This window comes from Pseudomonas sp. AF32, from assembly GCF_022342325.2.
Classification (GTDB): domain Bacteria; phylum Pseudomonadota; class Gammaproteobacteria; order Pseudomonadales; family Pseudomonadaceae; genus Aquipseudomonas; species Aquipseudomonas uvaldensis.
In genome coordinates, this window is sequence record NZ_RQJK02000028.1 from 67,669 (window position 1) to 86,509 (window position 18,841).

Genomic DNA, 18,841 nt, shown 5'->3' on the forward strand with positions numbered 1-18,841 from the left:
AAGGTTTTACCCATGAGCACCCAGCGCGACACCCCTGAAGCCTGCGAGGCCCTGCTGCTGGACAATCAGGTGTGCTTTGCCTTGCACTCCACCTCGCTATTGATGACCAAGGTCTACAAGCCCCTGTTGCAGGCCCTGGGCCTGACGTATCCGCAATACCTCGCCATGATGGTGTTGTGGGAAAAGGACGGTTTGACCGTGGGCGAGATCAGCAACCGCCTGCTGACCGATCCCGGCTCCTTGACCCCACTGCTCAAACGCCTGGAGGCCGAGGGTCTGCTGAGCCGCACCCGCAGCCGGGAAGACGAGCGTGTGGTGATTATCGAACTGACCGAACGAGGCCGTGCCCTGCGGGAAAAGGCCCTCGACATTCCCCAGTGCATCCTCGCCTCCAGTGGCCAGACGCTGGAGCAACTGAAGAAACTGCAAATGGACCTGCAGGCATTGCGCGCAAATCTGCAGGACAGCCTCTGAAGGCAGATTCACCGCATCGCGAGCAAGCTCGCTTCCACAGTGACCAGGTCTGACAGACGCACCGCGTACATCTTGTGGGAGCGAGCCTGCTCGCGATGACGACGGCACACCCCACATTGCCGTTTCAGTCAGACCGCTATCGCGAGCAGGCTCGCCCCCACCGAAAAAAATTTCAGCCTCACGAACAGCTCTAAATCGAGGGTTTCAGGGTTTTTACGTTCATCTGTTCGGACGTTTTATAAAAATTTATCTTGCGCACAAAATATTAGCGAACTATATTCGCTTCACACCTACTTAGCGCGCAAACATTTAGCGCAGAACAACCACCTGAAAACGAGGCAAACATCATGAAAACTCTCTACACCGCAATCGCAACTTCCACCGGCGGCCGTGATGGTCGCGCAATCTCGAGTGACAACATCCTCGACGTCAAACTCGCTACGCCCAAGGAACTCGGTGGTGCAGGCGGTGCGGCGACCAACCCGGAACAGCTGTTTGCCGCCGGCTACTCGGCCTGCTTCATCGGCGCGTTGAAATTCGTCGCCGGCCAGAGCAAACGCAAGATCCCGGACGACGCCTCGATCACCGCCCATGTTGGCATCGGCCAGATTCCCGGTGGCTTCGGCCTCGACATCGACCTGCACATCAGCCTGCCTGGCGTGGACCAGGCCGATGCGCAAAGCCTGGTCGAGGCGGCTCACCAGGTCTGCCCGTACTCCAACGCCACCCGTGGCAACGTCGATGTACGCCTGCACGTCACCGTTTAATCACCGACCCGGCACCGAAACCAAGGAGATCCACATGAACACATTCAGCAAAGCCCTGACCGGCACCCTTCTCGCACTCAGCATCAGCAGCGCCTTTGCCGACGGCATCGTCGAACACAACACCCAGGCGTTCCTCGATGCCCTGAACGCCGGCACCGGCAAGCCCCTGGAGCAACTGTCGCCCAAGGACGCCCGTGCGGTACTGAGCGGCGCCCAGGCAGGTGTAAAGCTGACCTTGCCCAAGGCTGAGGTCAGCGAGAAAACCATCCAGGTCGATGGGCAGGCAATCAACCTGACCATCGTTCGCCCGGCGGGGGTCAAGGGTGAGCTGCCCGCGTTCATGTTTTTCCACGGCGGCGGCTGGGTACTGGGGGACTTCCCGACCCACGAAAGGCTGGTCCGGGACTTGGTGGCGGGGTCGGGGGCGGTCGCGGTGTTCGTCAACTACACGCCTTCACCTGAAGCGCATTACCCGGTGGCTATCAACCAGGCCTACGCGGCGACAAAATGGGTGGCCGAGCATGGCAAGCAGATCAACGTCGATGGCAAACGCCTGGCTGTAGCGGGTAACAGCGTCGGTGGCAACATGGCGGCCGTCGTGGCCCTGATGGCCAAGGACAAAGGCACGCCAGCGATTCGCTTCCAGGCGCTGCTGTGGCCGGTGACCGATGCCAGCTTCGAGACGGCGTCCTACAACCAGTTCGCCGAGGGACACTTCCTCACCAGGAACATGATGAAGTGGTTCTGGGACAACTACACCACCGACGCCGGGCAGCGTAACGAGATCTACGCCTCACCGTTGCGGGCGACCACCGCGCAACTCAAGGGCCTGCCGCCAGCACTGGTGCAGACCGCCGAAGCCGATGTATTGCGTGACGAAGGCGAAGCCTATGCCCGCAAACTGGACGCCGCTGGCGTCCCTGTGACCGCCGTACGCTACAACGGCATGATCCATGACTATGGCCTGCTCAACGTGGTGAGCCAGGTGCCCGCGGTGCGCTCGGCGATGTTGCAGGTGTCCGAAGAGCTCAAGCAGCACTTGAAGTAACGTGTGGCTCTATACAATCAGAAATGAAAAAGCCCGACTCAATGGTCGGGCTTTTTTCATGCAAAAGACTTCGCTTATTTAGCGCGGCCTTTGTAGGAACCGCCGTCGCGGGTATCGATCTCGATCATGTCGCCGATTTCGATGAAGTCAGCAACCGACAGTTCGGTACCGTTCTTCAGTTTGGCAGGCTTCATGACCTTGCCGGAGGTGTCGCCGCGAGCGGAACCTTCGGTGTAGTCAACCTGACGCACGATGGTGGTCGGCAGTTCTACGGATACCAGGCGGCCTTCGAAGAATACGGCTTCGCAGACGTCGGTCATGCCTTCTTCAACGAATGGCAGAACGCTTTCGATGTCTTCGGCGTTCAGCTCGTACATGGTGTAGTCAGTGGTGTCCATGAACGTGTAGGAATCGCCGCTGATGAAGGACAGGGTCGCTTCCTTGCGGTCGAGGATCACGTCGTCCAGTTTGTCGTCCGCACCGTAGACGGTTTCGGTCTTGTAACCGGTCAGCAGGTTCTTCAGCTTGGTCTTCATGATCGCGCTGTTACGACCCGACTTGGTGAATTCAGCTTTCTGAACCAGCCAAGGATCGTTGTCGATACGAATCACGGTACCGGGTTTGAGTTCTTTACCAGTTTTCATTGCGAATATCCGAATTTGGATGGGATTGACAAAAATCTAGGCCGCGTATCATATCCAATTTCCATAAAACTTCACCAGCGCCGTGGCAAGATCGGGTCGCGAAGCCTGTTCCAGACACCACGCCTGGGCATGCTCGGCCAGTTCCCGCTGCTGTTCGCAGGTGTTTTTCCAGTGACCGGCCATGTCCTGGCCGGCATTCCACGCCCGCCACAGACCGCTCATCGCCTTTTCCGCCGACTCTGAAAGTCCCTGGGTGTAGAGCCCGAGAAAGGCCTCGAGCTTTTCCAGATGGACGTCTTCTTCCTGTTGATAGATGTGCCAGAGCAGCGGCCGACCGGCCCACTGGGCACGCACGAAAGAATCTTCGCCGCGCACGGCGTTGAAATCGCAGCACCATAGCAATGGGTCGTACTGGTCCTGCCGGACGAACGGCAGCACCTGCACCGTCAGGGCACCGCGTCGGTGCACCGCCCCTGCTGCCAGGCCTTCGACCCCGAGCCAACGCTCGACATCCCCTAGCACTCGTCCTTCGGGAACCAACACATGAGTGGCCCGGACATCGGCCGCCATCGCATCGAACCAGCTCGCCAGGCCAGTGTTTTCATAAGCGAACAGCGAAATCAGACGTGCGTCTGGAGCCCGCTCCACGCCCAGCTCTTGCAGGAACCGGCGCTGCGCCTCGGCATCCTGCTGGAACTGCTGCCGTCGCTCCAATAACCCCACTTCACGCAGCAAGCCCCCCGTACCTTCTCGAAAGCCAGGGAAAAAGAAGTATTTCTGGACGTGTTTGTATTTGACCGACGGTAACCCGTGGCACCCGACAACCCAATCTTCAGCGCTCAGGTAGTCAAGGTTCATCCACAGCGGCGTCACCTTACGTTCAGCCATCGCATCCATGTAGTCACCTGGCAATTGACAGGCAAACGCGGCGATCACCACGTCGGCGGCCTCAGCGGGAAGCCACTCCCGAGGCCAATGGCATACGTCCACGCCTTGTTGCCACTGCTGCGCAAGCGTGACATCGACTTCCGGACACAATCGCTCGAAAGCCCGCAAATCATCGACCCACAGCCGAACGGCGCATCGATGCTCGGCCACCAGTTGCCGGGCCAGGCGCCAGGTGACGCCAATGTCACCAAAGTTATCGACAACGGTGCAAAAAATGTCCCAACGCACAGCCATTCCCGACTCCCTGTGGCAAAGCGCCGATTGTCCCGAATAAACCGATGATGCAGAAGAGCCGACGACGATTAATCTTCATGCGACAATCACCGCTTTACGTGCCCCCTGCCAGGAAGCAGCCATGCCCGATCATCCGTCCGCCCCACGCCTTGGTGCCTTGCAACTGACCCTCAGCATTGCCTTGGGATTATGGCTGGGGTTTCTCGCCATCGTCCTGACCGGCTGGCTGCTGTCGAAATTCCTGTTCAGTGAGCAACTGGCTCCGGTGGCCGCCGCCGTGCATCAACTGGCGCAACCGCCCGCCGTGCAACCACCACCTGAACCACCTACGCCGATGTTCGAGCAGTACCAACAGAACCTGCAAAGGAACGAGCAGCGTCAGGCCCTCGATCAGGCCCGAGCCAACCCACGCAACCTGTCCAACCCCAAATGCCAGTTCTGGCTGCAACAGGATCAGAACGCTCCCAGCGAGAAAAGCCGCGCCAACGTGCTGCAGTTCTGCGAATGACCATGAACAAACAGACCGTCCACCAGTTGATTCTCGACCGGCTCAAGATTGACCTGGAGATCGCCGAGCGCGCCGCGCAGACCGCCTACGAAGCCGCGACCCACGAAGAGAACATTGCCGAGAACAAATACGACACCCTGGGCCTCGAAGCATCCTACCTCGCTGCAGGACAAGCCCGACGTGTGGAGGAGATTCGCCAAGCCCTCACCCGTTGCCAGAACCTGACGCTCAGGCCGTACGATGAGCAGCGTGGCATCCAGCCAGGCACGCTGATCGGGCTGGAAGACGAGGAAGGTCGCGAGCAGTGGTTGTTCCTGGGCCCGGATGCCGCGGGGTTGAAAGTCTCGCTGGTGGGGCAACCCATTACGGTCATCACCCCTCGCTCACCGCTGGGCCGGGGCCTGCTGGGCAAATTCGAAGGGGATGAGGTGGAGATCGTCGTGGGAGGCACCCGGCAACAGTTCGCTGTCACCGAGGCGATTTAGAAGGGTTAGTGCACCGGCAGTTCGACACCTTCGAACAACTCTTCAAGCTCCTGCTTGTTGTGGCACTGGATGGCCTTGGCCATGACTTCGCGGGTCAGGTGCGGCGCGAACTTCTCGATGAAATCGCACATGAACCCGCGCAGGAAGGTGCCGCGACGGAAACCGATCTTGGTCACGCTCGACTCGAACAATTCGCTGGCGTCCAACACCACCAGGTCGCTGTCGAGCTTGGTATCGACCGCCATCTTCGCCACGATGCCCACGCCCAGGCCCAGGCGTACGTAAGTCTTGATCACGTCGGCGTCGGCCGCGGTGAACACTACTTTCGGGGTCAACCCGCGATGACTGAAGGCTTCGTCGAGTTTCGACCGACCGGTAAAACCGAACACGTACGTGACGATGGGGTATTCGGCCAGCGCTTCGAGGGTCAGCTTCGGCAGCTTCGTCAATGGATGGCCCTGAGGCACGGCCACGCAACGGTTCCAGCGATAGCAGGGCATCATCACCAAATCACCGAACAACTCCAGAGCCTCGGTAGCGATGGCGAAATCCACGGTGCCGTCGGCGGCCATTTCGGCGATCTGCATCGGCGAGCCCTGGTGCATGTGCAGGGCCACGTCCGGGTATTGCTTGATGAAATTGCTGATCACCGGAGGCAGCGCGTAACGTGCCTGGGTGTGAGTGGTAGCGATCGACAGGGTGCCTTTCTTCTCGTTGGAGAACTCCTGGGCAATCTGCTTGATGCTTTCGACCTTGCGCAGGATTTCGCCGGCCGTGGTAATGATGCGCTCACCTGCCGGGGTGACGCGGGTCAGGTGCTTGCCACTGCGGGCAAATACCTCTACGCCCAGTTCGTCTTCCAACAGGCGGATCTGCTTGCTGATGCCAGGTTGCGACGTGTAGAGGCTTTGCGCAGTAGCGGAAACGTTGAGGTCGTGGTGCGCCACTTCCCAGATGTAGCGCAGTTGTTGAAGCTTCATATGTATCCCTCAAAGCAGTTGGACGCCACGGGCATCAGCGACAGCGACGGTATATAACTATATGGATGGTTTACGCAATAAATCTAGAACTTTTTTATAAAAAAGCCATCATTTAGCCTCACGCCTCTCCCTGACGCCGACGCTGTACCAGCGGCACCAGGTAGACCGGTACCCGGGATAACTGCAATACCCGTGCGGCGGTCCTACCCAGGGGCGTCTCACCGCCTGCTCCCTGGCAGTGACTGCCTACGATCAGCAGATCGACGGAGAGTTTCGCAGCCTGTTCGAGAATGACCTGGGAAGGATCACCCTGATACACCCTGACCGATCTGATCAGCTTCAAGTCCTGTTGCCCCTCCCCCAGTTCCTCGCGAAAGCTGTCGAGTACCCGTTGTTCGATATTGGCCATCACCGTATTCAGACCCTGGCGATGAAATTCGTTCAGCGCCTGCTCATCGAGATAGCTTTGCAACACCGATTCGGCGAACAGCCCCATCGGCTCTACCGCATGCACCACATACAACTCGGCTTCAAACGTCCGTGCCAACGCCAAGGCATGCTGCATCACATAAGGGGCATAGAGTCCCAGGTCTGTGGCGTACAGCATCGAACGAATCATGTGACCTCCTCGCGTGCCAGAATGGCGGAGATGGATTCAGCTTAGCAGTGCCTTGAGGAGTACGACGTGCGGCTTGACGTCCCGGACAGCGGCTCGTCAGGGCTTCACTTCGTTACTGATGCCGTGGGGTACATGGCCCGTGGCGACCACTTCGCGAGCCAGTTCGCAATGGCCGGTCTGATCATCGAAAAACACGTCGGCAGCGAAGGCTTCGAGAAACGCCGACTTGGTCAGGCCACCGAGGAACAGCGACTCGTCCAGGCGGATATCCCACTCGCGCAGGGTGCGGATGACCCGCTCGTGGGCAGGTGCCGAACGTGCGGTGACCAGTGCGGTGCGAATCGGACAGGCGTCTTCGGGAAACTCGCGCTGCAGCGCGTTGAGTGCTGCCAGAAAGCCCTTGAACGGCCCACCTCGCAACGGCTCGCGAGCGGCTTGTCGTTCGCTGGCCTGGAACGCCTCCAGGCCGCCGCTCTGATAGACGCGCTCCGACTCGTCGGAAAACAGCACCGCATCGCCATCGAAAGCAATGCGCAACTCGTCGCTGGCAGCACGGCTGGCACCTCCCGACAGGATGGTCGCTGCGGCAAAGCCGGCATCCAGGGCGCTGCGCACATCCTCGGCATGGGTGGAAAGAAACAAGTCACAGCCGAACGCCTTGAGGTAAGGGTAAGGACTGCGGCCGCCGACGAATGCCGCACGGGAGATCGCCAGCCCATAATGATGGATCGAGTTGAACACCCTGAGGCCCGTGTCGGCACTGTTGCGCGACACCAGAATCACCTCGACCCGGGCACGCCCCAAATGCTCGTTGAGGCTGAGCAGCTTTTGTACGAGGGCGAACGCATCGCCGGGTGCGAGGACTTCATCCTCATGCTCGATCTGGTATTGCCGATAGGCCTCGACGCCGCTCGACAGATACACCTTGTGGCTTTCCCTCAGGTCGAACAGCGCTCGAGACGAGATCGCCAGCACCAGCCGGTCGTCGATATTATTTGCCATGCCTTCCCCCTCTCGCCCGGTCAGCGGTTGCGTCGATCCATGAACGCCAGCGCCTGATACAAGGCTTCGATTTTCGGCAATTCGCAGCCTGCCGCCTTTGCCGATGCCAACGGCCGGCCGTAGATTGCCTCCAGTTCCAACGCGCGCCCGTGTGAATAATCGTGGTACATGCTTGGCCAATAGTCGGGCATCTTTTCAGTCATCGCGAACAAGTAATCGGCATAGCCTGGCTCGACGTGATGACCACAGGCCTGGGCTCCACGCACCACTTCGCCCATCAGCGCCTGGATCAAGCCGCGGCTGTCGCTGTCAGCCATCAATGGCGTGGTACTGGCTCCCAGCAGAACCGAAAGGCCGTTGTAGGGCACGTTCCACACCAGCTTCTGCCAGCGCGCCTGCCTCAGGTCAGGCATGGCCTGGGAGTCGATACCGGCGGTACGAAACAGTGCCACCGCCTCCTCGACCATTGCCATGCGCCCCGCCTGATCGCTGCACGAACCGCTGTGATAACCGATATTGACCGAACCCAGCGCCTGATGGGCGATGACGCCAGGGCCGACCCGGTGCACACAGACCAGGCACAGGCCTCCCAGCAGGTGCAGCGACTCGGGCAGCAGCGGCCGAAGATCGTCTTCGACATCGAGGCCGTTCTGCAGTAACAGGACTTTCGCGCCGTCAGCCGCCGCCTGGACGATGGCCGGGGCCAGGTCGGCATTGCTGGTGGCCTTGGCACCGACCAGCAGCCAGTCACAGGGCGGCATGTCGGTAGCAGACCGATACGCCTGGACCGGGTTGAGCTGCAACGGCCCGTGAACCGCACTTTCCACCCGCAGGCCCTTTTCGACGACCGCGCCGAATTCGCTGCGCAATAAAAAGTGCACATCGAAACCGGCCCGCGCCAGCATCACGCCGTAGAATCCGCCGATCGCCCCGGTGCCAATCATCCCGATCCGCGGTTTAACGCCTGTCTGCATCGTGCATCTCCTCAAGTGGCCCTGCTCCCATCATGACACAGCCCCCTTGGTGGCAAGGGTTTTGCGGTGGGGAGCCAACCACAATTAAACCAGCACCTGCCCATTGTCGAGCAACCTCCTAACGCGATAAGGTTCGGCTCCCCGACGCGCTTAAATCCGCTGTGCACCGCCGCGCGGGGATCGCTGGCGGCCGGCACCCGTGACCTGACGAGTAACACGATGGCTGATTTACCGATCAATGACCTTAACGTCGCCTCCAACGAGACCCTCATCACGCCTGACCAGCTCAAGCGTGATATTCCCCTGAGCGACGCAGCCCTGCGCACCGTGACCAAGGGCCGGGAAGTCATCCGCAATATTCTCGACGGCACTGACCATCGCCTGTTCGTGGTCATCGGGCCTTGCTCGATCCATGACATCAAGGCCGCCCACGAGTACGCCGAGCGCCTGAAAGTGCTGGCGGCGGAAGTCTCCGACACCCTGTATCTGGTCATGCGGGTGTATTTCGAGAAACCCCGGACCACTGTCGGCTGGAAAGGCCTGATCAACGATCCGTACCTGGACGACTCGTTCAAGATCCAGGACGGCCTGCACATCGGTCGCCAATTGCTGCTGGACCTGGCGGAAATGGGCCTGCCCACTGCCACCGAGGCCCTGGACCCGATCTCCCCTCAATACCTGCAGGACCTGATCAGTTGGTCGGCCATCGGCGCGCGTACCACCGAATCCCAGACCCATCGCGAAATGGCCTCGGGCCTGTCCTCGGCCGTGGGCTTCAAGAACGGTACCGACGGCGGCCTGACCGTCGCCATCAACGCCTTGCAGTCGGTGTCCAACCCTCACCGTTTCCTGGGCATCAACCAGGAAGGCGGTGTCTCCATCGTCACCACCAAGGGCAACGCCTACGGCCACGTGGTGCTGCGCGGCGGCAACGGCAAGCCGAACTATGACTCGGTCAGTGTCGCGCTGTGTGAACAGGCCCTGAACAAAGCGAAGATCAAGCCGAACATCATGGTCGACTGCAGCCACGCCAACTCCAACAAGGACCCGGCACTGCAACCCCTGGTGATGGAGAACGTGGCCAACCAGATCCTGGAAGGCAACCAGTCGATCATCGGCCTGATGGTCGAAAGCCACCTGAACTGGGGCTGCCAGGCGATTCCGAAGGACCTTGCCGACTTGCAGTACGGAGTCTCCATCACCGACGCCTGCATCGACTGGAGTACGACTGAGAACACCCTGCGCAGCATGCACGCCAAGCTCAAGGATGTACTGCCCAAGCGTCAGCGCACCTGATCGGCATTTTCAATGCATAAAAAAACGCCGGGCTTTCGACCCGGCGTTTTTTTGGGAATCCGTTGCGTCAGAGCTTCGCCGCATGTCGCTGGTGACGCTCCATGTAGCGTTCCACGTAGGAACAGGACGGGATCACCGTATAGCCCATCTCTTCGGCGTACTGCAGCGCCTTCTCGGTCAACGCCGCCGCGATGCCCCGGCCACGAAGAGCGTTGGGCACGAACGTGCGATAGATGTCCAGGGTCTGCTTGCCCAGATCCATGTAAGTCAGATAGGCACGATGACCGTCCACAGTGGTCTCGAACTGATGACCAGCCTGGTCATGGTGGATGGACAACGCCTCGCTCATCATTACTCCTCGCGGGTCTGAATGCTGACCCTACCTTACCGATGTTTTTCCGGCGAAGGAACATCTACGCCACCCCGTGCCTGTCCGGTCACCGAGCGCTAGGCTTTGTAGGAAAGTGCCTGCACGGCGCTCGGCGACTTTTCGTACGAAGCCTGAAACCTAACCGCTCAAACCCGAGCACGTCGTGAATAGTAGGCACCAATGACGCAAATGCTCAAGGCACGCCTGTCATTGAAGGGTAAGCCCGTCGGTTTTAGCGATTTGAACGCTGCCGTCATGCTGAAGTCAGCGAAGGTGCATTAGCTGAACAACGCCAGTTGTTGAGTCTGAGACGAGCGAGCGTAGTTAAAGTCACCAACACCAATAAAGATGCTCGCGGCGCTGCGCAAAAAATGAACAAAAGTCCAGACGAATCAATAAGCAGCGACTTTAGCGGGCGTGGCAGAGTTCTTCTCGGGAGCGGAACTTTTCTTCATCGGCACGTTCCATTCAGAGGCTTGCAGCTGTATATTTTTTAAACAACTGCAAGAAAAGTTGCTCGAAAAAGAATCACCGCCTACAATTTTTTTGCTTCTTGCGCTACGTCAGTTTACTTACTACAAGTAATGGGTAGTATGTACGCCGGCTAACTCCTCGCTCTGAGGAGACAGTCATTAATAGAAAGTCCTTGAAGGGGAACACGATGAACAACGTTCTGAAATTCTCTGCTCTGGCCCTGGCCGCAGTTCTGGCTACCGGTTGCAGCAGCGCATCGAAAGAAACCGAAGCACGTCTGACTGCTACCGAAGACGCAGCAGCTCGCGCCCAAGCTCGTGCAGACGAAGCATACCGTAAAGCTGACGAAGCTCTGGCTGCTGCTCAAAAAGCACAACAGACTGCTGACGAAGCTAACGAGCGTGCTCTGCGCATGCTGGAAAAAGCTAGCCGCAAGTAATAGTCCTTCGGGATTGTTATCGAGCCGACCCATTTTTGGGTCGGCTTTTTTTATGGCCGGGTGTTTTGCAGGCGATAAAAAACCCGCCGACGTCGCAAGACGCCGGCGGGTCTGAAAGAATCCTTACTGCTGCAAGTCGACCGGGGCGCTCGAAACCATCGGTGCCGAAGCACTCGGCACGGCGATTTCTACAGGCAGGCCATCTTCGGCGGCGACCACATCACGCACAACATCCCAGTCCATACGCAGGTTGCTGGTGATGTCCTCACGCTTGAGCATCGCGTTGATCACTGCGGTGTGCTTGTCCACCACCGACGGATTGCCCTTGTCGTCCAGCGGGGTGTGGGCTTCCAGATACACCTTGCCGCCACTGAGCCCAAGCTTGTAAGGGTCGTTAATGATCCGCACCGAGGTGCCCACCGGAACCATGCTGGCCATTTCCAGGACGTTATTGTTGAACATCCGGAAGCAGCCGTGGCTGGTGCGCATGCCGATACCGAACTTCTTGTTCGAGCCATGGATGAGGTAACCGGGGGTGCCCAGGGTGAACTTGAACGGACCCAATGGGTTATCGGGACCGGCCGGCACCACGCTCGGCAGGATTTCGCCGTCGGCGGCATGTTCAGCCCTGATCGAAGCCGGCGGAGTCCACGTCGGGTTCGGCGTCTTGGCAATGATGCTCGTATGGGCAATCGGCGACCCCCAGCCTTCACGACCAATCCCCAGCGGGAAGGTGTAGACCACGCTCCGGCCCTTGGGGAAGTAATAGAGGCGGTACTCGGCGAGGTTGATCACGATGCCTTCGCGTGGGCCCGGCGGCAGGATGAAACGGGTCGGCAGGACGATCTCGGTGCCAGCGCCCGGTAGCCAGGGGTCGACACCCGGGTTGGCGGCGACCATTTCGCTGTAGCCCAGGTCGTACTTGGTGCCCAGGTCAGCGAAAGTGTCTTCGTATTTGGCCTTGATCACCTGCACCTGACCGATAATGTCTTCGCCCGGCGGTGGCAGAGGCAGTTCCAGTGCGGCAACAGGGCCCGCCACACACAGGGCGGCAAGAGACAGGCAGCGGGCGACGGCAGGCAAGCGCGGCAACATCCGGGGAATCCTTCGCAGATCGAACAGAGGGTATAGAGGAAGCGATTGTACACTGCCCCCCGTTATTTCGGGGAGGTCGGCATCAATTGTGGTAGCGGGCTCGCTCCCCACAGTCGGGGCAATACTTACCGTCTGTGCTTACAACTCGAACCGCAACTCGGGCCAGATCGGCGAGGTGCCGCGCTTCTGGGACTCCAGGATCGCCCGGCACAATGAACAGAGGCGGTGATCCTGAAATATCTTGCGATCCACCGCCGACCAGCGCGGCTGGGCCGGCAGCAGACTGCCACAGAGGGTCCGGTCAGCCGAGCCACCGAGTTCCAACTGCCGGGTCACCAGGTGTACCCGCACTTCCTGGCAGGCGAACAGGTCCAGCTGTTCGTCAGGCTCGATCAGTTGATAGGCAAAAAGGGACCAGGCGGGACGCGGCATCGGGGGCTCCAGATCGGGGGCGCCACATTAGCCGAAAGACCGCCGCTAGAAAAGCGTCAAAGCAGTGGTTTGAGCGTCGGCCAGACATTTTCCAGCAACTTGCCCTGAGCGGCGACGGACGGGTGCAATCCATCGCCCTGCATCATCCCCGGAACCCCTCCGACATCCTGGAGAAAAAACGGCACCAGCGGCACTTTTTTCTCCTCGGCCAGGGTGCTGTAGACCTTGGCGAAGGCATCGGTGTAGCGCCGTCCGTAATTGGGCGGCAGTTGCATACCCAGCAACAGCACCTTGGCACCGCTCGCGCGGGCGCTATCGATCATTGCTGCAAGGTTTTGTTGCAATTGTGTTGGCGGCTGCCCGCGAAGGCCATCGTTACCCCCCAACTCCAGAATCACCAGGTCCGGCTTATGGGCTGCAAGCAGCGCCGGCAGGCGGGCCTGGCCTCCTGCACTGGTGTCGCCACTGATGGATGCATTGACCACTTTGTCGTCAAAACCCTCGGCCTTGAGCCGTTGTTCGAGCAATGACACCCAGCCTTGCCGGGTATCCAGGCCGAAAGCGGCGCTGATACTATCGCCAACGATCAGGACTGTACCCGCCGCTGCGTTCTGGACCATGCACATCAAGGCCAGGCCGGCACTCAAAAACCACACACGCATCGGATTCTCCATGGGCTCAAGCATTCTCACCGCGAAGGACCTTAGCAAAGTGGTCCCCAGCGCGGAAGGTGAACTGACCATCCTGCACGAACTCAGCCTGGAACTGAACAAGGGCGACAGCCTGGCCATCGTCGGCGCGTCCGGCTCCGGCAAATCCACGCTGCTGGGCCTGCTGGCCGGCCTCGACCTGCCCAGCAGCGGCGAAGTAACCCTGGCCGGACAGGCCCTCAGCGCACTCGATGAAGACCAGCGGGCGCGGATCCGCGCCGAACACGTCGGTTTCGTCTTTCAGTCGTTCCAGTTGCTCGACAGCCTCAACGCGCTGGAAAACGTCATGCTGCCGCTGGAGCTGGACGGCCGCAACGATGCCCGCGAACGCGCCACGGAACTGCTGCAGCGGGTCGGCCTGGGGCAGCGCCTGGCCCACTCGCCCCGACAACTCTCCGGCGGCGAACAGCAGCGGGTCGCCATTGCCCGCGCCTTCGCCGCCGAGCCCGACGTGCTGTTTGCCGACGAACCCACCGGCAACCTGGACAGCCATACCGGTGAGCGCATCAGCGATCTTCTGTTCGAACTGAACAAGGAAAGCGGCACGACCCTGGTGCTGGTCACCCATGATGAACGCCTGGCCCACCGTTGCCGGCGCCTGATCCGACTTGAAGCCGGCCAGATGGTCGCGCCCCTGGAGCCCTGATGGCACGCTTGCCGCTGTTGCGCCTGTTCAGTCTCGCCGTCCGCCAGTTACTGCGGGACGCTCGTGCCGGAGAGTTGCGCGTGCTGTTCTTCGCCCTGTTGGTGGCGGTGGCGGCGAGTACCGCCATCGGTTACTTCGGTGCCCGCCTCAACGGCGCGATGATGATGCGCGCCACCGAATTCCTCGGCGCCGACCTGCTGCTCGAAGGCAGCTCGCCTACCCGTCCCGAACAGATCCGCAGCGGCACCGAGCTGGGCCTGGAACATGCCCGAGTGGTGGAGTTCTCCAGCGTCGTGGCCACGGATAACGGCATCCAGCTTTCCAGCGTGAAGGCGGTCGATGACGCCTACCCCTTGCGCGGCGAGCTGAAAAGCGCCCCGACCCCGTTCGCTCCGGAAGAAACCGGCGGCCGCCCGGCCCCGGGCGAAGCCTGGGTCGAGGCACGACTGCTGACGGCCCTGGACCTGAAGATCGGCGACAGCATCGACGTCGGCAACGCCACCCTGCGCCTGAGCCGCATACTGACCTACGAACCGGATCGCGCCGGCAACTTCTACAGCCTCACGCCCCGGGTCATGATCAACCTCAAGGACCTCAACTCCACTGGCGTGGTCCAGCCCGGCAGCCGTGTCAGTTATCGCGAACTCTGGCGAGGCCCGGCACCGGCACTGCAAACCTACCGCGACCTGATCAAGCCTGGCCTGGAAGCCAACCAGCGCCTGCAGGACGCCCGCGATGGCAATCGGCAGATCGGTGGCGCCCTGGGCAAGGCCGAACGCTACCTGAACATGGCCAGCCTGGTCGCCGTGCTGCTCTCCGGCGTCGCCGTCGCCCTCTCCGCCAACCGCTTCGCCACTCGCCGTTTCGATGCCAGTGCCCTGCTGCGCTGCCTGGGCCTTTCACGTCGGGAAGCCATGGTGCTGTTCAGTCTGCAACTGACGGTACTGGGCCTGTTGGCCAGCCTCGGCGGCGCCCTGCTCGGCTGGGTCGCGCAATTGGGACTCTTCGCCTTGTTGCAGGATCTGCTGCCTGCCACCGTCCCGCCGGGCGGCCTGTTGCCGGCCGTTGCCGGGATCGGCACCGGGCTGGTGGCGCTGGCAGGGTTCGCCCTGCCGCCCCTCGCCGCGTTGGGGCGTGTGCCGCCGTTGCGCGTGTTACGCCGAGACATGCTGCCAATCCCCCCCAGCACCTGGCTGGTCTACGGCGCCGCGTTGGGAGCCCTGGGCCTGATCATGTGGCGCCTGAGCCTGGACTTGGTGCTGACGTTCGCGCTGCTGGGTGGCGGCGTCATCGCCGCATTGGCCCTTGGGGGGTTGCTGTTGCTGTTGCTTCAGAGCCTGCGCCGGATGCTTGCCCGTGCCCCGCTGCCCTGGCGACTCGGGCTCGGCCAGCTCTTGCGCCATCCGCTGGCGGCGGCCGGCCAGGCACTGGCGTTCGGCCTGATCCTGTTGTCCATGGCGTTGATCGCCCTGTTACGCGGCGAACTGCTCGACACCTGGCAAAACCAACTGCCGAAAAACGCGCCGAACTACTTCGCCCTGAACATTCTGCCCAACGACAAACAGGCCTTCACCGACAAACTGCTCCAGCTTTCGGCGCAATCGGCCCCGCTCTACCCTGTCGTGCCGGGGCGACTCATCAGCATCAACGGCGAACCGGCCAAGGAGTTCGTGACCAAGGATTCGGCTGGAGACCGCGCACTGCAACGCGACCTGAGCCTGACGTGGGCCGCGGACCTGCCAGCGGGCAACGTTGTCACCGCCGGAAACTGGTGGCCGCAGCAGCCACCGGACGACATGCCGGGGGTTTCGGTGGAAGGCAAGGTGGCCGAGAACCTCAAGATCAAGCTGGGCGACCGACTGCTGTTCAGCGTAGGCGGCGTCAACCGCGAAGCGAAAGTCACCAGCCTGCGCGAGATCAACTGGGACAACTTCCAGCCCAACTTCTTCATGATCTTCCAGCCTGGCACCTTGAAGGACCTGCCAGCCACTTACCTCACCAGCTTCTATCTGGCGGCCGGGCACGACCAGCAGATCGTTGAACTGTCGCGTGCCTTTCCGGCCGTGACGATCCTGCAGGTGGAAGCCTTGCTCGAGCAGTTGCGCAGCATCCTGGCCCAGGTAACGCTGGCCGTGGAATACGTGTTGCTGTTCGTGCTCGCAGCGGGCATGGCCGTCCTGTTCTCCGGCCTGCAGGCCACCCTCGACGAGCGGATTCGCCAAGGCGCGTTGTTGCGGGCCCTGGGTGCCGGACGAGCGCTGCTGGTCAAGGCGCGACGTATCGAGTTCGGCTTGCTCGGTGCGGTCAGCGGCTTGCTGGCGGCACTGGGTTCGGAATTGGTGAGCCTGGTGCTGTATCGCTACGCCTTCGACCTGCCCTGGCACCCGCATCCCTGGTTGCTGGTGTTGCCGGTGGTGGGCGCATTGCTGATCGGCGCTGCCGGCGTGTTCGGCACCCGTCGCGCCCTCAACGCCAGCCCGCTGACAGTGTTGCGCGAGGGTTGATAGACTTCGCTCTCATCCTCACAAGAAATCGCCATGAGTCGTTATCGCCCACCACGCACCGCCGGCACCGCACTGATCACCCCCGAGGGCGAAGCGCGGATGCGCGCCGAATTTCATGAGCTATGGCATGTGCGTCGTCCGCAGGTGACGCAGGCGGTCAGCGAAGCGGCAGCCCAGGGGGACCGATCGGAGAATGCCGAGTACACCTACGGCAAGAAAATGCTCCGGGAAATCGACAGTCGCGTTCGTTTCCTGACCAAACGCCTGGAAGCGCTCAAGGTGGTGACGGAAAAGCCCAGCGACCCGAACAAGGTGTACTTCGGCGCCTGGGTCACCGTCGAAGATGAAGATGGCAAGGAGTCCCGCTATCGCATCGTCGGGCCCGACGAACTGGATTTGAAACAGAACCTGATCAGCATCGACTCGCCGTTGGCTCGGGCGTTGATCGGCAAGGCACTGGATGCCGAAGTCAGGGTGCAGACGCCCACTGGGGAAAAACTGGTCTACATCGTGGACATCACTTACCCCTGACCCGTAGACCGCGCACAAGGCCCGCCGGCTGGAAACATCCCTCCAAACTTGAACCTTTGACAAGGTTGCAGCGCTGCGCAGAATGATGGGCGCGGGCGGCCTCACGCCTGTTGCCCAGAACATTATTCAAGGAAGAATAATCGTGAAAGCGACCCATCATGGACTCGATTGCTGGATGTACAACACGCCGGGATTGGACACACTGCGTATCGATGAACTTATCCTGCCTGGCACCCATGACTCGGGTGCCGACAAAGCGGCGCCCAACCCTACCCTGCTTCAGGAGAAAACCCAGGACGTTCCAATCATCGAACAGATTCTGGCAGGCTTTCGTGTGCTGGACTTGCGCGTGGTGTTCAGCGCTAACGCGCCCGCCGATAGCGACCAGCGCTTCCAACTATTCCACCTCACCTCTTCCGGTCGCACCGTGGGCGGCGATGTCCTGGACCCGTTGAATCATTTCTATGACGACCCCGACAACAAGGCAACCAGGGCAAAGGAAATCGTCATCCTGAACTTTCACAAGTTCAAGCACTTCACGCGTGCGACTCACCAGGAGTTGCACGAGTTGATCAATACGAAACTGGGTCCACGCTTGATCCCCCGGAACTGGCGACGTTCAACGGTAGGCGATATCTGGACCCATCGCCCGGAACGAACCGTGGTGATTGCCTACAACCATCGTGTCAGGGCGAAGTACTGGAAAGGTGTGGAACATCAATGGAGCGGCAACAACCTGAACACGACCGCCGAGTTGAAACAGTTCATGGACGAGCAGTCCGTCAGGCAGAAACCGGAATTCGCATTGCGCTCGATACAATGCGCCAAGTATGTGCTGCCCCTGCATGTCCCGGATGACTTCAGCGACAAGATCGACGCATGGTTCGACTCCAGGAACAGCAACAGCTATATCCAGCGTTTTCATATCATCAATACTGACTGGTCGACCCGTAGCCGGATTGTGTTCAACTGCATGCACGCCAACGGCGTCAGAGCGATGGTAAAGGCCGACCGCCTCAACGCCGGGTGATCAATCCCTGCCGCGCAATGCGGGTCAGTTGTCGAATCATCTCGGGAGCATCCGCTGCGCTGGGAGACTGGATGACGGCCAGGTCGAAGCTGTCGTTGGCAAAACGTGCCAGCGACTCACCGTCTTCGACAAACTGGATCAGAAACGCGGCGGGCCCGTGACTACGCCTTGGCCATCCGTCGAGGTAGCGCAACAATGTCGGCTGATGGGTGCCGCCCAGGAGAATTTTCGGATTGCGCTGCAGAAGACTTGCCGTAATAGGCGCCAGACGGGCCAGGGAGTTGGGTGCGTTCATCGTGTCGTGTCTCTGCCTCGAAAGTCTGCATGGCAGGTGAGAGGCAACACCGAACCAGCGCTTTAGCGGTATTTCGAAGCCGTGTCTCTGGCTTCTGACGGCAACTCCCTGAGTCACCTGGCGCCCCGCAAGTAGCTGTTTAAATCGGCGCATGGGCAGCATCGTAGAGAAGCCGACCGGCCGGTGTCAAGAATCAGCGTCCATAAAAAAAGGCCCGTACCAGACGCAATGCTGTTCAGTTAAGGATTATTGACTAATCCCTGAGCAGCAGGAAAATCCGGAATCTGACAAAGGATTCCGGATTTTTTATGCCCGTTGCACAGGACTTAGGCGCTG

At 60.5% G+C, this 18,841-nt stretch carries 22 protein-coding genes; 11 read left to right on the plus strand and 11 right to left on the minus strand.

Features of this window, described 5'->3' with window-relative positions; all coding sequences use genetic code 11:
* Positions 1-12: 12 nt before the first annotated feature.
* The 3 genes from EGM97_RS23000 (at position 13) to EGM97_RS23010 (ending at position 2,289) form a co-directional block, all read left to right on the plus strand.
* On the plus strand, positions 13-474 hold the full coding sequence (locus EGM97_RS23000) for a MarR family winged helix-turn-helix transcriptional regulator (RefSeq protein ID WP_238963599.1): 462 nt from the start codon (positions 13-15) through the stop codon (positions 472-474).
* 347 nt (positions 475-821) lie between these two features.
* Positions 822-1,241, plus strand: coding sequence for an organic hydroperoxide resistance protein (locus EGM97_RS23005; RefSeq protein ID WP_238963597.1), 420 nt, complete (start codon positions 822-824; stop codon positions 1,239-1,241).
* Positions 1,242-1,275: 34 nt separating this feature from the next.
* Complete coding sequence (locus EGM97_RS23010) at positions 1,276-2,289, plus strand: alpha/beta hydrolase (protein ID WP_238963596.1); 1,014 nt, start codon at positions 1,276-1,278, stop codon at positions 2,287-2,289.
* 74 nt (positions 2,290-2,363) lie between these two features.
* Here the strand turns inward: EGM97_RS23010 and EGM97_RS23015 are convergent, their stop codons facing one another.
* Positions 2,364-2,933, minus strand: coding sequence for an elongation factor P (locus tag EGM97_RS23015; RefSeq protein WP_053155174.1), 570 nt, complete (start codon positions 2,931-2,933; stop codon positions 2,364-2,366).
* Between the two features lie 48 nt (positions 2,934-2,981).
* On the minus strand, positions 2,982-4,115 hold the full coding sequence (gene earP, locus EGM97_RS23020) for an elongation factor P maturation arginine rhamnosyltransferase EarP (RefSeq protein ID WP_238963595.1): 1,134 nt from the start codon (positions 4,113-4,115) through the stop codon (positions 2,982-2,984).
* 121 nt (positions 4,116-4,236) lie between these two features.
* Here earP and EGM97_RS23025 point away from each other — a divergent pair, with 121 nt between their 5' ends.
* Entirely contained in the window at positions 4,237-4,623 is a 387-nt protein-coding gene (locus EGM97_RS23025; RefSeq protein ID WP_238963594.1) for a cytochrome b/b6 domain-containing protein, read from the plus strand.
* 2 nt (positions 4,624-4,625) lie between these two features.
* Positions 4,626-5,108: a GreA/GreB family elongation factor gene (locus EGM97_RS23030; protein ID WP_238963593.1), complete on the plus strand. Its 483-nt coding sequence runs from the start codon at positions 4,626-4,628 to the stop codon at positions 5,106-5,108.
* Between the two features lie 5 nt (positions 5,109-5,113).
* Here EGM97_RS23030 and cysB read toward each other — a convergent pair whose 3' ends face one another.
* The 4 genes from cysB to EGM97_RS23050 form a co-directional block, all read right to left on the minus strand.
* Complete coding sequence (cysB, locus tag EGM97_RS23035) at positions 5,114-6,088, minus strand: HTH-type transcriptional regulator CysB (protein ID WP_053155165.1); 975 nt, start codon at positions 6,086-6,088, stop codon at positions 5,114-5,116.
* Positions 6,089-6,206: 118 nt separating this feature from the next.
* The gene (locus EGM97_RS23040) at positions 6,207-6,707 is read right to left on the minus strand and encodes a universal stress protein (RefSeq protein WP_238963592.1); all 501 of its coding nucleotides are present in this window, start codon (positions 6,705-6,707) and stop codon (positions 6,207-6,209) included.
* Positions 6,708-6,803: 96 nt separating this feature from the next.
* Positions 6,804-7,709: a 5'-nucleotidase gene (locus EGM97_RS23045; RefSeq protein WP_053155161.1), complete on the minus strand. Its 906-nt coding sequence runs from the start codon at positions 7,707-7,709 to the stop codon at positions 6,804-6,806.
* 20 nt (positions 7,710-7,729) lie between these two features.
* Entirely contained in the window at positions 7,730-8,683 is a 954-nt protein-coding gene (locus EGM97_RS23050) for a putative 2-dehydropantoate 2-reductase (protein ID WP_238963591.1), read from the minus strand.
* A gap of 219 nt (positions 8,684-8,902) precedes the next feature.
* Between EGM97_RS23050 and EGM97_RS23055 the strand changes: the two genes are divergently transcribed.
* Positions 8,903-9,979 carry a 3-deoxy-7-phosphoheptulonate synthase gene (locus EGM97_RS23055; RefSeq protein WP_053155158.1) on the plus strand — a complete coding sequence of 359 codons (1,077 nt, stop codon included), beginning with the start codon at positions 8,903-8,905 and terminating at the stop codon, positions 9,977-9,979.
* Positions 9,980-10,046: 67 nt separating this feature from the next.
* Here EGM97_RS23055 and EGM97_RS23060 read toward each other — a convergent pair whose 3' ends face one another.
* Entirely contained in the window at positions 10,047-10,328 is a 282-nt protein-coding gene (locus EGM97_RS23060; protein WP_042728324.1) for a GNAT family N-acetyltransferase, read from the minus strand.
* 682 nt (positions 10,329-11,010) lie between these two features.
* On the opposite strand from EGM97_RS23060, the gene oprI reads away from it, so the two are divergent.
* Positions 11,011-11,262 carry an outer membrane lipoprotei OprI gene (gene oprI, locus EGM97_RS23065; RefSeq protein ID WP_011335311.1) on the plus strand — a complete coding sequence of 84 codons (252 nt, stop codon included), beginning with the start codon at positions 11,011-11,013 and terminating at the stop codon, positions 11,260-11,262.
* 123 nt (positions 11,263-11,385) lie between these two features.
* On the opposite strand, the gene EGM97_RS23070 is transcribed toward oprI, so the two are convergent.
* From EGM97_RS23070 to EGM97_RS23080, 3 genes are all read right to left on the minus strand, one after another.
* The gene (locus EGM97_RS23070) at positions 11,386-12,357 is read right to left on the minus strand and encodes a L,D-transpeptidase family protein (protein ID WP_238963590.1); all 972 of its coding nucleotides are present in this window, start codon (positions 12,355-12,357) and stop codon (positions 11,386-11,388) included.
* A 138-nt stretch (positions 12,358-12,495) separates the two neighbouring features.
* Positions 12,496-12,789, minus strand: a complete 294-nt coding sequence (locus EGM97_RS23075; RefSeq protein WP_047226351.1) for a hypothetical protein — start codon at positions 12,787-12,789, stop codon at positions 12,496-12,498.
* 56 nt (positions 12,790-12,845) lie between these two features.
* Entirely contained in the window at positions 12,846-13,451 is a 606-nt protein-coding gene (locus EGM97_RS23080; protein WP_238963582.1) for an arylesterase, read from the minus strand.
* A 10-nt stretch (positions 13,452-13,461) separates the two neighbouring features.
* On the opposite strand from EGM97_RS23080, the gene EGM97_RS23085 reads away from it, so the two are divergent.
* From EGM97_RS23085 to EGM97_RS23100, 4 genes are all read left to right on the plus strand, one after another.
* The gene (locus tag EGM97_RS23085; protein ID WP_238963580.1) at positions 13,462-14,145 is read left to right on the plus strand and encodes an ABC transporter ATP-binding protein; all 684 of its coding nucleotides are present in this window, start codon (positions 13,462-13,464) and stop codon (positions 14,143-14,145) included.
* Entirely contained in the window at positions 14,145-16,649 is a 2,505-nt protein-coding gene (locus tag EGM97_RS23090) for an ABC transporter permease (RefSeq protein WP_238963578.1), read from the plus strand. The genes EGM97_RS23085 and EGM97_RS23090 overlap by 1 nt, the downstream gene beginning before the upstream one ends.
* Before the next feature lie 33 nt (positions 16,650-16,682).
* The gene (greB, locus tag EGM97_RS23095) at positions 16,683-17,180 is read left to right on the plus strand and encodes a transcription elongation factor GreB (protein WP_053155148.1); all 498 of its coding nucleotides are present in this window, start codon (positions 16,683-16,685) and stop codon (positions 17,178-17,180) included.
* Between the two features lie 142 nt (positions 17,181-17,322).
* Entirely contained in the window at positions 17,323-18,210 is an 888-nt protein-coding gene (locus EGM97_RS23100; RefSeq protein WP_238963576.1) for a PI-PLC domain-containing protein, read from the plus strand.
* On the opposite strand, the gene EGM97_RS23105 is transcribed toward EGM97_RS23100, so the two are convergent.
* Positions 18,197-18,505 carry a hypothetical protein gene (locus EGM97_RS23105; protein WP_053155145.1) on the minus strand — a complete coding sequence of 103 codons (309 nt, stop codon included), beginning with the start codon at positions 18,503-18,505 and terminating at the stop codon, positions 18,197-18,199. The genes EGM97_RS23100 and EGM97_RS23105 overlap by 14 nt on opposite strands.
* Positions 18,506-18,841: the final 336 nt, after the last annotated feature.

What these genes read in the sequence shown, in the direction of transcription:
- EGM97_RS23080 (WP_238963582.1), bottom strand. Translation starts at nt 13,451, where the DNA reads ATGCGTGTGTGGTTTTTGAGTGCCGGCCTGGCCTTGATGTGCATGGTC.
- EGM97_RS23040 (WP_238963592.1), bottom strand. Translation starts at nt 6,707, where the DNA reads ATGATTCGTTCGATGCTGTACGCCACAGACCTGGGACTCTATGCCCCT.
- greB (WP_053155148.1), top strand. Translation starts at nt 16,683, where the DNA reads ATGAGTCGTTATCGCCCACCACGCACCGCCGGCACCGCACTGATCACC.
- EGM97_RS23085 (WP_238963580.1), top strand. Translation starts at nt 13,462, where the DNA reads ATGGGCTCAAGCATTCTCACCGCGAAGGACCTTAGCAAAGTGGTCCCC.
- EGM97_RS23050 (WP_238963591.1), bottom strand. Translation starts at nt 8,683, where the DNA reads ATGCAGACAGGCGTTAAACCGCGGATCGGGATGATTGGCACCGGGGCG.
- EGM97_RS23060 (WP_042728324.1), bottom strand. Translation starts at nt 10,328, where the DNA reads ATGAGCGAGGCGTTGTCCATCCACCATGACCAGGCTGGTCATCAGTTC.
- earP (WP_238963595.1), bottom strand. Translation starts at nt 4,115, where the DNA reads ATGGCTGTGCGTTGGGACATTTTTTGCACCGTTGTCGATAACTTTGGT.
- oprI (WP_011335311.1), top strand. Translation starts at nt 11,011, where the DNA reads ATGAACAACGTTCTGAAATTCTCTGCTCTGGCCCTGGCCGCAGTTCTG.
- cysB (WP_053155165.1), bottom strand. Translation starts at nt 6,088, where the DNA reads ATGAAGCTTCAACAACTGCGCTACATCTGGGAAGTGGCGCACCACGAC.
- EGM97_RS23025 (WP_238963594.1), top strand. Translation starts at nt 4,237, where the DNA reads ATGCCCGATCATCCGTCCGCCCCACGCCTTGGTGCCTTGCAACTGACC.
- EGM97_RS23105 (WP_053155145.1), bottom strand. Translation starts at nt 18,505, where the DNA reads ATGAACGCACCCAACTCCCTGGCCCGTCTGGCGCCTATTACGGCAAGT.
- EGM97_RS23045 (WP_053155161.1), bottom strand. Translation starts at nt 7,709, where the DNA reads ATGGCAAATAATATCGACGACCGGCTGGTGCTGGCGATCTCGTCTCGA.
- EGM97_RS23015 (WP_053155174.1), bottom strand. Translation starts at nt 2,933, where the DNA reads ATGAAAACTGGTAAAGAACTCAAACCCGGTACCGTGATTCGTATCGAC.
- EGM97_RS23010 (WP_238963596.1), top strand. Translation starts at nt 1,276, where the DNA reads ATGAACACATTCAGCAAAGCCCTGACCGGCACCCTTCTCGCACTCAGC.
- EGM97_RS23000 (WP_238963599.1), top strand. Translation starts at nt 13, where the DNA reads ATGAGCACCCAGCGCGACACCCCTGAAGCCTGCGAGGCCCTGCTGCTG.
- EGM97_RS23090 (WP_238963578.1), top strand. Translation starts at nt 14,145, where the DNA reads ATGGCACGCTTGCCGCTGTTGCGCCTGTTCAGTCTCGCCGTCCGCCAG.
- EGM97_RS23005 (WP_238963597.1), top strand. Translation starts at nt 822, where the DNA reads ATGAAAACTCTCTACACCGCAATCGCAACTTCCACCGGCGGCCGTGAT.
- EGM97_RS23030 (WP_238963593.1), top strand. Translation starts at nt 4,626, where the DNA reads ATGAACAAACAGACCGTCCACCAGTTGATTCTCGACCGGCTCAAGATT.
- EGM97_RS23075 (WP_047226351.1), bottom strand. Translation starts at nt 12,789, where the DNA reads ATGCCGCGTCCCGCCTGGTCCCTTTTTGCCTATCAACTGATCGAGCCT.
- EGM97_RS23070 (WP_238963590.1), bottom strand. Translation starts at nt 12,357, where the DNA reads ATGTTGCCGCGCTTGCCTGCCGTCGCCCGCTGCCTGTCTCTTGCCGCC.
- EGM97_RS23055 (WP_053155158.1), top strand. Translation starts at nt 8,903, where the DNA reads ATGGCTGATTTACCGATCAATGACCTTAACGTCGCCTCCAACGAGACC.